Origin of the sequence: Nostoc sp. UHCC 0252, assembly GCF_034931145.1 — a bacterium.
Classification (GTDB): Bacteria; Cyanobacteriota; Cyanobacteriia; order Cyanobacteriales; family Nostocaceae; genus Nostoc.
On sequence record NZ_JAYGHE010000131.1, the window covers coordinates 1 to 8,982 of the forward strand.

The 8,982-nt window shown below is 40.2% G+C and carries 18 protein-coding genes; 5 read left to right on the top strand and 13 right to left on the bottom strand.

The genetic code is table 11. The features are described 5' to 3' along the window. The first annotated feature begins 779 nt into the window (after positions 1–779). A complete protein-coding gene (locus VB732_RS34555; protein WP_323235321.1) occupies positions 780–902 on the top strand; it encodes a hypothetical protein in 123 nt (40 codons plus the stop codon). A 31-nt stretch (positions 903–933) separates the two neighbouring features. Here the strand turns inward: VB732_RS34555 and VB732_RS34560 are convergent, their stop codons facing one another. The 10 genes from VB732_RS34560 to VB732_RS34605 form a co-directional block, all read right to left on the bottom strand. Then, complete coding sequence (locus VB732_RS34560; RefSeq protein WP_323235322.1) at positions 934–1,119, bottom strand: hypothetical protein; 186 nt, start codon at positions 1,117–1,119, stop codon at positions 934–936. A gap of 58 nt (positions 1,120–1,177) precedes the next feature. Further along, a complete protein-coding gene (locus VB732_RS34565; protein ID WP_323235323.1) occupies positions 1,178–1,432 on the bottom strand; it encodes a hypothetical protein in 255 nt (84 codons plus the stop codon). Then, positions 1,419–1,751: a hypothetical protein gene (locus VB732_RS34570; protein ID WP_323235324.1), complete on the bottom strand. Its 333-nt coding sequence runs from the start codon at positions 1,749–1,751 to the stop codon at positions 1,419–1,421. Before VB732_RS34570 ends, VB732_RS34565 begins: the two co-directional genes overlap by 14 nt. 182 nt (positions 1,752–1,933) lie before the next feature. Further along, the gene (locus VB732_RS34575) at positions 1,934–2,236 is read right to left on the bottom strand and encodes a hypothetical protein (RefSeq protein ID WP_323235325.1); all 303 of its coding nucleotides are present in this window, start codon (positions 2,234–2,236) and stop codon (positions 1,934–1,936) included. Then, positions 2,229–2,537: a hypothetical protein gene (locus VB732_RS34580; RefSeq protein ID WP_323235326.1), complete on the bottom strand. Its 309-nt coding sequence runs from the start codon at positions 2,535–2,537 to the stop codon at positions 2,229–2,231. The genes VB732_RS34575 and VB732_RS34580 overlap by 8 nt, the downstream gene beginning before the upstream one ends. A 310-nt stretch (positions 2,538–2,847) precedes the next feature. Then, entirely contained in the window at positions 2,848–4,671 is a 1,824-nt protein-coding gene (locus VB732_RS34585) for a hypothetical protein (RefSeq protein ID WP_323235327.1), read from the bottom strand. Between the two features lie 14 nt (positions 4,672–4,685). Beyond that, complete coding sequence (locus VB732_RS34590) at positions 4,686–4,880, bottom strand: hypothetical protein (protein ID WP_323235328.1); 195 nt, start codon at positions 4,878–4,880, stop codon at positions 4,686–4,688. 2 nt (positions 4,881–4,882) lie between these two features. Beyond that, positions 4,883–5,323, bottom strand: coding sequence for a hypothetical protein (locus tag VB732_RS34595; RefSeq protein WP_323235329.1), 441 nt, complete (start codon positions 5,321–5,323; stop codon positions 4,883–4,885). 17 nt (positions 5,324–5,340) lie between these two features. After that, positions 5,341–5,661 carry a hypothetical protein gene (locus VB732_RS34600; RefSeq protein ID WP_323235330.1) on the bottom strand — a complete coding sequence of 107 codons (321 nt, stop codon included), beginning with the start codon at positions 5,659–5,661 and terminating at the stop codon, positions 5,341–5,343. A gap of 65 nt (positions 5,662–5,726) precedes the next feature. Continuing rightward, positions 5,727–6,236, bottom strand: coding sequence for a hypothetical protein (locus tag VB732_RS34605; RefSeq protein WP_323235331.1), 510 nt, complete (start codon positions 6,234–6,236; stop codon positions 5,727–5,729). Between the two features lie 122 nt (positions 6,237–6,358). Here VB732_RS34605 and VB732_RS34610 point away from each other — a divergent pair, with 122 nt between their 5' ends. Next, a complete protein-coding gene (locus VB732_RS34610) occupies positions 6,359–6,679 on the top strand; it encodes a hypothetical protein (protein WP_323235332.1) in 321 nt (106 codons plus the stop codon). A 5-nt stretch (positions 6,680–6,684) separates the two neighbouring features. Further along, positions 6,685–7,140, top strand: a complete 456-nt coding sequence (locus VB732_RS34615) for a hypothetical protein (RefSeq protein WP_323235333.1) — start codon at positions 6,685–6,687, stop codon at positions 7,138–7,140. Positions 7,141–7,579: 439 nt separating this feature from the next. On the opposite strand, the gene VB732_RS34620 is transcribed toward VB732_RS34615, so the two are convergent. Genes VB732_RS34620 through VB732_RS34630 form a run of 3 tightly spaced genes read right to left on the bottom strand, consistent with a single transcriptional unit; the run spans position 7,580 to position 8,210 of the window. Continuing rightward, entirely contained in the window at positions 7,580–7,759 is a 180-nt protein-coding gene (locus VB732_RS34620) for a hypothetical protein (protein WP_323235334.1), read from the bottom strand. A gap of 60 nt (positions 7,760–7,819) precedes the next feature. Continuing rightward, a complete protein-coding gene (locus VB732_RS34625; RefSeq protein ID WP_323235335.1) occupies positions 7,820–7,984 on the bottom strand; it encodes a hypothetical protein in 165 nt (54 codons plus the stop codon). 10 nt (positions 7,985–7,994) lie between these two features. After that, positions 7,995–8,210, bottom strand: a complete 216-nt coding sequence (locus VB732_RS34630) for a hypothetical protein (RefSeq protein ID WP_323235336.1) — start codon at positions 8,208–8,210, stop codon at positions 7,995–7,997. A 38-nt stretch (positions 8,211–8,248) separates the two neighbouring features. Between VB732_RS34630 and VB732_RS34635 the strand changes: the two genes are divergently transcribed. Together VB732_RS34635 and VB732_RS34640 are read left to right on the top strand one after the other, a co-directional pair. Continuing rightward, positions 8,249–8,581: a DUF5674 family protein gene (locus tag VB732_RS34635; protein ID WP_323235337.1), complete on the top strand. Its 333-nt coding sequence runs from the start codon at positions 8,249–8,251 to the stop codon at positions 8,579–8,581. Next, positions 8,578–8,952 carry a hypothetical protein gene (locus VB732_RS34640; protein WP_323235338.1) on the top strand — a complete coding sequence of 125 codons (375 nt, stop codon included), beginning with the start codon at positions 8,578–8,580 and terminating at the stop codon, positions 8,950–8,952. Before VB732_RS34635 ends, VB732_RS34640 begins: the two co-directional genes overlap by 4 nt. Positions 8,953–8,982: the final 30 nt, after the last annotated feature.

The window sequence follows — 8,982 nt, forward strand, 5'->3', positions numbered from 1 at the left end:
TGGAAAATTAGCTGTGGGTGTTGAGTCAATCCAGTAAGAAATGTGCTTTCCTGATAGATTAGGCATATTTTTTGGAGATAGTGTTCGAGAAATCCAATGCTTTGATAATAGAATTAGTCTTCCAAATCAAGACGAGACTGAAATAGTTAGTTTTGCTTGCTTAATTACTTAGTTGTTAACTTTTGATTAAGGCATAATCTGTAACTTTATTTTTCAATTTTGATTTATAAGAATACTCCTCATGCCTATATCTAAAATAGACGTTTTTACATAGAAAATAAAACTATCTTACGGATAAGCTTACTTAACAAATCAGAAGAGATATATCAGCCTTAAGACATAGAATAATCTTCAAAAAGCAACGAGAAAGCATTTGAGTTGTAGTGATTATGACACTATTAAAAGTAGCTAGTGTCTAGTTAAAATGAGCATTCATTGTTGTTGAAGATTATTATCATCATCAGGGGTATAGATATTAGCTATACCCTTTTATACTCATCGAAAGAAGCTAACTAACGTATCACTGGCATTTTTGATTTCAAGAATTGCACAGGTATCGGCAGTAATCCATTCTGGTTCGATTGCTGTACTAACACAACAGACTTGTTGAGACTCGAAGAAAAAACTGATAAGTCTGACATAGCTTTAATCAAGATGCGTTCGCTATGGCAATTGTGCGGATTCATGAAGTTAGCTGATTAATAAGTTCCGCATAAACACGGATTCATTCCTGCTGCCTTTCAGTAAAACTGCATTATACAGGTTTTGAAGGTGCATTTATGACTGATACTGCAATGTTAGATAACCGTATAAATAAGCAAAATCAAAAAGTCAAAATGGGTTATTATCAAAGCGGCTTGAAGTTTTCCGATGAAACGCTTGGTTGTATATTTTTCTCCTAATGTAAATTCTCAGTTTTGATTATCCCAAGCATCATTTTTCCCCATCATGGTTAACAACTTTACAAGCCTTACCTCTGTATCCTGCGTCCTTGACAATATGATTCAGTTTTAAGGCAGATTCTACCGCTTCAGTTTTATCAGGCAAATTGGTTAACACATTCGCTTTTGTGCCAGAGTTAGATTCTATATAAACTGAGTAAGTCACTTTAATTCCCATTTGTCTTTATCTCCTATTGATCTACAGTCAAATTCCATATCTTGCTCAAAAGCTATAGTTAATCTTCAATTAAATGATTTTCTATAGTGAATCTTGCATAATTTAATGCTTTTTCTAGTGACTCTTCCCCGTATGAGCGGTCTTTATAGCTATCGACTACTAACTCCAAACTAGAATTTCTGATGTAGTAGATATAAGAACCTACATCGTAGGGATCTGGTTGGTAATAGGTAACGATTATTTCAAACCCTTTATGGTTCTCGTGTGCCTCAATCGTGTTACCTTTAAATTCAAGCTGATTAGGAATTTTCACAAGTAATCATTTTTGGTTTTTGATAAGTACGGCGCTCTAGCTTGTTATTAAAAGGAAAAGATGCTGAGATTAACCTCAAACCAATAAAATACTCAAGGTCATCAGTGCCAGATTTTGAAATGAAATTACCCTGCAAAGTAATTCTAGTTTCAGATTCTTGAGTTATTTCAAGGTTGGGTTGAATTTGGTTTATTAAGTCTTGCAAATTATCCATATTAAATGGGAAAATGGGACTCCCGATAGAACTATCGAGTTTAGCGGGAGAGGAATTTCTTCCGATATTATAATTGTCCATTAGGACATCATTATTTGTATTCATAGCCGTCAGCTTTGTGTATGATTTTCAGATATTTAGGATGAACACCAAAGTTTTATTCCAAAGTGTGCAAAACAAAACTAGGGCGAAACTTAATTGCAATTCTGCCTGTATAAATTCCGGCAAATTTACCAGTAAGAATATGAGCTTTGACAATATCACCAGTAGTAAAGCCCTGAAAATACTTAATTACCTCCCAATCCCGGAAAAAACTTATTCCAAACACTTTGCCCTTTTGGGTTTGAATCCCCTTGCATAACACCAAATAATCCTTGCTGTTGGGATTGAATCTCCTGCATATTAAGAGAATGAATCACCTGGGCTAACTCTGGATTCTCTTCTAAAAGTTCGGCTTCAAGCTCTAACTCCTGCTGTAACAGTTGGGCATTTCGACGCAAGAACATTCGTTGCTGATGTCGTCGCCTGATTTCAGATTCAGTAAGTTGTAAGCGTTCTTCAAAATTCAAATCATCATAGTCGCTATACATTTGATTCAACTCCAATTAAACCAAAGTATTCTGCCGATAATTCCATCAAGTATCTCAAGGCTAAACAATCGCCGTAGTTTGTGTATATTTGAGCAATAGTCATGAAAACTTCTAGCAGATTATCAGGCGTTACTTCAGTGAAACGAGAAGCCAAATTAAATGCTGAGTTTTCAGCTTGTGGCTCTAGCGGCGTTGTGTCAGCCCACACTATTAAACCTCGCTTGTCCAGTTCTGCTAAAGAAATATCATTTACAGCATCTACAACGGAATCAGGTGCATACTTTAGTAGCAGTTTAATCATAAAATGATTCCTCCATAAAGTAATTGGTATCCTAGTCGTAGCCTGGTAATAAATTCGTCAGTATTACGATTGCCCCAAACAGGATTACTACGGCTTTTTATCCAGTTAATTGGACTATGACAAATCTCATTATGACAACGGTAGCACGTAGGAAATGTAGATTGACCAATGATGTCGTTGCCATAGTAAGCGTGATGAATCTCTTCACTTTTCTTAGTCAGGCAAACGACACAATAATTGTGAGTTTTTCTGTGAGCGATGGCTACTTGTTTTCTGTACTCTTTGGGATTACCATATCGAGCATTCCAGTTTAATCGTCTGTGTAGCCGAGATTTTCTAGTAATAGAGTCACCCCTTTTTCGTTTAACTCTTGCCCCGTTAATTCGTGCCACTTCTGTTTGATTTCCTGAAAATGCGGTTTTCTCCCTAATTCTGTTGCCCATTTTCTAATTTCTTGATACCAGTCAACCTGCTGCTGTGAGGATTGCTGATTATTTTTAGAACTATTAACAGTGTCAGCATTCGGTTTGGAATCCTGTTTTTGCTCCAGACCTTTGATATCAAATTCCGGGATTAGGGCAACGAAGGGATTAGACCGAGTGGGAATTACTAAGGCATAACGTACACCAGCTTTATCTAGTAGTTCGCAAGCTTGGCGTAACATCTCCAAAATCTCTTTTTTGACATTTACAAAATCCTGGGGATGGTCAAGGATATAACTCGATGTCTGCCCTACAGCAATAAAGCAAACATTTTTCAAGGACGGGCGGCTAAATCCGGTTTCTCCAGAGAGTGGGGACTGGCCCATAAATAGACCATGACCCTTTAACCCAGCAGTGAATTTGATGATATAGTTCCAAAAACCCTGCAAGTCTTTGGCAGTGTCAGCATCAACCATTCCTGGAAGTCCCTTGCCACCACCATAAACACTGTCAACTTCATCTTGAGCAAGAAATAATTCGGGAACACCCTGACATTCACCACCAACAATTGATACTCTTGCTTTCTGTTTGTCAATTTGGTCTGTGGCAAAGGTAATCCAGTTTTTTAGTTCTTTCATGCCGTCAAACTTACGGCTGAACTTGCACAACCATCTGGTGACATCATCCTTTGGATCGCTGCCAATCACAATTGCTGGTGTTTGAGATTTTGCAGCGATTTTGTTAATAATCACTCCAGCCAGCGTGGACTTTCCAGACTGTGTGCCACCAGAAAGGTAAAAATGGTGATTACTGCGAAGAGTCATATTTTGATTAGATGCAGCATTACACAGTTCATCAATCCAAGCACCATCAATTCTGATGTACTCAGGATAATTAGCTGCGATCGCTTGGAGAACTTTCATCGCACCCGGATTAATCACGGACTGCACCGATTCTTCATCAATGTCAGCAATATCGGGATTGGGAATACCAGTCGGTGAAGGTGATTGTTGTGCTGGTGGTTCTGGGAGTGTAACCAGACCTTGCAACTGATATTCAGCAATCCACCGGGGGCGCTCTTGCATTGGTAGCCGATTCACGTAATCAGCAACTCGGCGTTTGGCAGCGATCGCAGTCGTAACATAATCATAAACAGCCTCACCTTGTAAATGCTGTTTAAGCGCTTTGAGGTCAGCTTCTAGCAAAGACTGGTAAACTTTTTCCTTACTTTCGCTGATTTGGGCGGATACCCCAAATAAGCCAGCACTCACTGTTCCCGCGCCAAGTAGCATCCCGGTTGTTATTCTGTCAGTATTTAAGAAAAAAGGAGCAGACAGACATAACACTGCACTTGCTCCTAAAGAACATAAAATACTCCGTTCTGCATGAATGACGCTACTGGCAGTTAGACGTTGTAATTCAAATCCCATTACCTCACCCCCAACGCAACACCGGCTGCAACTAAAGTCAAAAACACAAACAGAAATATGACTCCAGGCATTCAAGCCGATGGTGAAAGTATTGCGGTTGAAGCCGAATCCCTTGACGACTAAGCCAGCAAAGTTAAATAAACCAACTGCCAAACCGCAAATGCAAATCATGCCAATGATCCACACTAAGAATTGACTAACTGGGCTGGCAACTGAGAGAAACCCCATTAACATTGATAGCCCAACCCCACACACTGCATATCCAACAAAAGACAGCTTCATACGATCAACTCAAATTAAGGAAGATTTGGTTTTTGACCTCGTTTAACAGGGCAAGCACGAACAACAATGAATTGTTCTGAATTTTTTAACAGGTGACATAGCTTGTCATACAATCCATAACAGTAATCGTTGATGTCTGTAACTTGGTTAGTTTGAGTATTAAAGCCAGGGATAACGTAATTAATCACTAAATAAAATTCGTGGGTCATATTTAAAACCTAAAGCTGTCTCCCACTTCATTAAATGCCTGCTCGTATCCCCCAAGCTGGCGTTGTTGTTCCTGCGATCCGAAGGCATGACGGATCACCGCCTCCCCATGTAACGCCCTAGTTCGCTGCAAATCTTCCTCAACCTTCATGCCTTCTTGAGAATATGTCAGTTGATTTTTATACATTTCAGCTAGAGATTGTAACTGCTTAAGGCGATGGCGAGAGAACTTAGTGTGTAACCACTTCTGGGCTTTGAGAGTTCCCGATACTTCTGCTTCATCCAAAACCTGTTGTGCAGTGGTGTAAGCAGGTAACGTATAACGAGCGCGGATAGAACTTGGTAAATCCCCCTCAATTTGGGTAGCATCCCCAACTCTTAAATCTGTTGACACTACTCCATCACCTTTACTGCCGAATAAACCAGGAAGCCATTTACCTAACATATCTTTCTCCTTGTTAACTACTTAAAATTGGTATAAGTTTGGTGAACCTGTTGAACTTGTGACCCGATGTACCGGGTTATGCCATATATCCCCATAAACGAAAACATCAGAATGGTAAAAGCTGCGATCGCAGTTTGAGCCATCATTCCCCGTTGCATCAATTCCTCAATCTGTCTATTGTCCTTTGATCGCACTCTCGACTCATCAATAATTTGCTGGACTACCAGGAATTCTTCTGTTGTCAGATTTTCTAGTGTCAGCCCTGACAGATTCAACTCGCCGTCCTTCTTCAGGTGAATATTTAATGCTTTGCGATGGGTTTGGTCTTGTTGCTCCATATATTGCCACGCCCAAAACGAGGGTTAATAGCAGCAGATTCAGTACTGCTGCTAATCCAATGAATTTATTCGGCTGCATTTGTTGGGCTAATGCCGAAAATACCCGCAACGAGTTCGTCACCGATTGCACGAAAGGAATCTACGTCAGCTTCCTCCTCCATCGCCTTAGAGACAAACTTACTCACCACGTCCTTGGGGGCATTGCGGATCGTTGATAACAACTGGTCGGCTTTGTCGGTTGTGTAAGCATCAATCCCGACGTTAAGGACATCCTCCAAGGATTGAATTTCTTGGTTTGAAACCTGGGATGCATGAGCGATCGCTCCTTGCAATGGAGGAATGGATTTACGGCGGGGTGAGTTTTTACCTAACTTACCGTTGCCATTTTTGGACTTGTTATTGGTAGCAAGTTTCCCGCTTGCTTGTCTTTGCTCAAGAATCTGAGTAGCGATCGCTTGGGCTTGTTGATCGGTCAATTGGTCGATGTCAGCGTTAACTTGGGCGCAGAGGTCAGCGATTTCTGACTCAGTGGCTTCTATATTATAGGGTTGAAGGAATTGTTGAATCTTTTCCACAATTAGCTTCCATTTATGCAAGTAATAGTGTTATTTTAGCATCCATTTATTTGATATAGCATTAAAATTAGGAAATAGGACGCTAAAAAGTATAATTATGGAATCTAATTGGCATCATAAACATGGCAGATAAACGCGACCGAAGATTTTCCGTTAACCTTCCCTTAGTTAAAGAGATACGCCTGATTCTATGGGGACATACCAGAGGAGTAAGTAAAACTCGTATGGCAGAAGCAATTTTGATTGATCGGGTTTCCAGCGATGGAAATTGGCGAGAAGTTTGTCAGGACTTGAAACAAGAAGCGGCTATCAATAACTCTACGGTTAGTCAATTAGTTGCAGACATACTCAAAAACAACGGCTTGAAAGACGTGTTCGATATCGAAACGGTAGATTGGGAAACATTTTTAGTAGACGAATCAGCAATACCCACGGAGGAATAATACAAATGGCTATGGAAAAATACCCTTTAGACTGGCTCAAAACCTCATGTGAGCAAGTCTACTGCCGTACCATAGCAGAGCGTACTTGGCGCAAATGGTTAAGATTGTGCCAAGTTCCACAGTACGCTAGGGAAGTGGTAAAGGAACAAGCACTATGGTTGTTAACCTTAGCTTATTTGAAGAAACCCGATCCGAGTAAAAAAGTCACTCTATTTCAAGTTAAATTCAAACTTGCAGAAAATGAAATTGTAGAGTTTTATCTAGCAGAAGCAATTTACAACGCCTGTTACACCAATGCAATAGGTAAAGATTTACCTGAAATAATTCTAAGAGTCACAGGTAAACAAATATCTCTACGAACACTTTACCGCAGAGCGAAAAAATGGCGAGTTACTTTAAAAGCATCTCAGAAATTAACCCGCCCAGAAGTTGAGCAATGGATCGAATGGGCAACAGCTTAGATAGTTTTAATACAAGCAAAAATGGGGGGTATAACAAATACCCCTCTTTTTATTTGGCTTTCGGTATGAGATGTCTAAGGGTCTTCCCATACAAGGCATTGGATGTCACAAATCGACCGTGCCGTGTCACTTTTCAACGTCCACAACCCCTATAATTTCGTTGCGTCACTGGGCCGCTTTTCCCAAAATCCTTATATTGGTAGTGTCACAGCCGTTTATAGTCTTAAACTCATTCACATCAATACTTTCAAGGGTTTGAAGTAATTCACTATGCCGCTTCCCGTGCCACTTTTGTTTTTCAACTTAATTTTTGAGTGGTTAAAAATGCCTCAAATCCTCTTGGGGTAAACAATAGAGATGTCACAACTCAAAGCGGCACACTTGGTTAATTTTTGAGAAAAGCGGGCTTTTGGGGCTTTTTTTATTAAAGCCCGATTTTTCACACCACCTCTAAATACTGTGTCAGGTTCTCAATCTTGCGCTGGCAAAAGTCAATCTCGCCTTCTATCTCCAAACGCAACTCCTTTTCAGGTGGTAATTGAACCCCAGATTCGGAAATATATTCGACCTGTTCATCTTCGGTGCTAACTATAGCGTTTCCTAAGCAAGTGAGGTACATCCAAACCTTGTTTAATAAGGTTAGTAGCTTTGAAAACGTACCTCACTAGGTCGGGAACCGCTATAATACCGCATATCGCCATGAACCATCTCGTTCAGGAACCACCAAGTTTTCAAATAGACAATACTGAACGCCTACAATCATCCCCTGCTTGGTTCTTTGTCCTAACGAGTATTTTGGTGATGTCCAGTGATTCGGGATAGTGACAACTTTTGAAGTCTCCATGCGATTTCTCCTATCTTTGTTTTGACTGTGTTTGTACTGCTCGCTGCTGCCTTTTCTCCACCAAAACCTGACCGATAGCTCCTCCAGTACCTAGCCCTAACATGGCTGTAATAATCGTATACATTGTATTTTTACCAAAAATTTGTACTCCTAAATACCCGATAGATATGGCCGCTAATGTGCTAGTCAGACTTACAACAATTACTTGTGCTTGATTCTGTTTCATAATTAAAATTCCTTTGCTTGATAGAGGTTTTAAGTTGTATGATTTTGCTGTTACGCGAACGCGCTACCCCGGAACAACTTGAACTTTTGCTGCAAGAGCATAGGTTCTACATCAAAACAGCAGTCGATATAGAACGTCGGGTACTAGTTGGTGGTGGTGATTTGCACTATGACTGTGAACAGGCTCTTTTGGGTGATGGTAGTAGGCAAGAAACTATCTGGGCAGCAAGCTTTATGCCTATAACTCAAAAGATGATTTTTGAATCGATTGTCAATCTCCGCCCCCGGCAAAATAAGTCAATGGAGATTTTGGACTCTAATATTAGAGAAAGGGTTGCTCAAATCATTATCGAATTCCTAGTAAATTTATGATCGAATTGACACCGAGACAACAAATTTTTATACAAGATGATGTGCCTACCCGTTTACATCATCTTGCTGCACACCTTGAGCAAATTCAGTCTTTCTGGACTGGGGTATCATCTCAGGAATTGATGCTGACTATGGTCAAAGAAAGTCGATACTTTATCGAGTGGACTGTACCAGATATGGTGAAAGCAGACGACATTGACCGAGCCTGTGAGTTAGTTGACTTAGGTCGGATGTTGACTCGATGGCTATTCCACTGGGACAATATTTGGTCGGATGCTGAACAAAAGCAATCTGCATCTGTTGAAACTTCATATTGGTTACGTCGGGTTTTGGAAATATCACGTACAGAACCGGAATCGCTAAGTGCCTGATCTCTATGAATTCTTTCTCTGTTTGACTAG

Coding starts and splice junctions, on each gene's coding strand:
- VB732_RS34560 (WP_323235322.1), bottom strand. CDS start 1,119: ATGGGAATTAAAGTGACTTACTCAGTTTATATAGAATCTAACTCTGGC.
- VB732_RS34610 (WP_323235332.1), top strand. CDS start 6,359: ATGGCAGATAAACGCGACCGAAGATTTTCCGTTAACCTTCCCTTAGTT.
- VB732_RS34635 (WP_323235337.1), top strand. CDS start 8,249: ATGATTTTGCTGTTACGCGAACGCGCTACCCCGGAACAACTTGAACTT.
- VB732_RS34620 (WP_323235334.1), bottom strand. CDS start 7,759: ATGTACCTCACTTGCTTAGGAAACGCTATAGTTAGCACCGAAGATGAA.
- VB732_RS34585 (WP_323235327.1), bottom strand. CDS start 4,671: ATGAAGCTGTCTTTTGTTGGATATGCAGTGTGTGGGGTTGGGCTATCA.
- VB732_RS34600 (WP_323235330.1), bottom strand. CDS start 5,661: ATGGAGCAACAAGACCAAACCCATCGCAAAGCATTAAATATTCACCTG.
- VB732_RS34640 (WP_323235338.1), top strand. CDS start 8,578: ATGATCGAATTGACACCGAGACAACAAATTTTTATACAAGATGATGTG.
- VB732_RS34590 (WP_323235328.1), bottom strand. CDS start 4,880: ATGACCCACGAATTTTATTTAGTGATTAATTACGTTATCCCTGGCTTT.
- VB732_RS34555 (WP_323235321.1), top strand. CDS start 780: ATGACTGATACTGCAATGTTAGATAACCGTATAAATAAGCAAAATCAA.
- VB732_RS34595 (WP_323235329.1), bottom strand. CDS start 5,323: ATGTTAGGTAAATGGCTTCCTGGTTTATTCGGCAGTAAAGGTGATGGA.
- VB732_RS34615 (WP_323235333.1), top strand. CDS start 6,685: ATGGCTATGGAAAAATACCCTTTAGACTGGCTCAAAACCTCATGTGAG.
- VB732_RS34625 (WP_323235335.1), bottom strand. CDS start 7,984: ATGGAGACTTCAAAAGTTGTCACTATCCCGAATCACTGGACATCACCA.
- VB732_RS34575 (WP_323235325.1), bottom strand. CDS start 2,236: ATGTATAGCGACTATGATGATTTGAATTTTGAAGAACGCTTACAACTT.
- VB732_RS34580 (WP_323235326.1), bottom strand. CDS start 2,537: ATGATTAAACTGCTACTAAAGTATGCACCTGATTCCGTTGTAGATGCT.
- VB732_RS34570 (WP_323235324.1), bottom strand. CDS start 1,751: ATGAATACAAATAATGATGTCCTAATGGACAATTATAATATCGGAAGA.
- VB732_RS34630 (WP_323235336.1), bottom strand. CDS start 8,210: ATGAAACAGAATCAAGCACAAGTAATTGTTGTAAGTCTGACTAGCACA.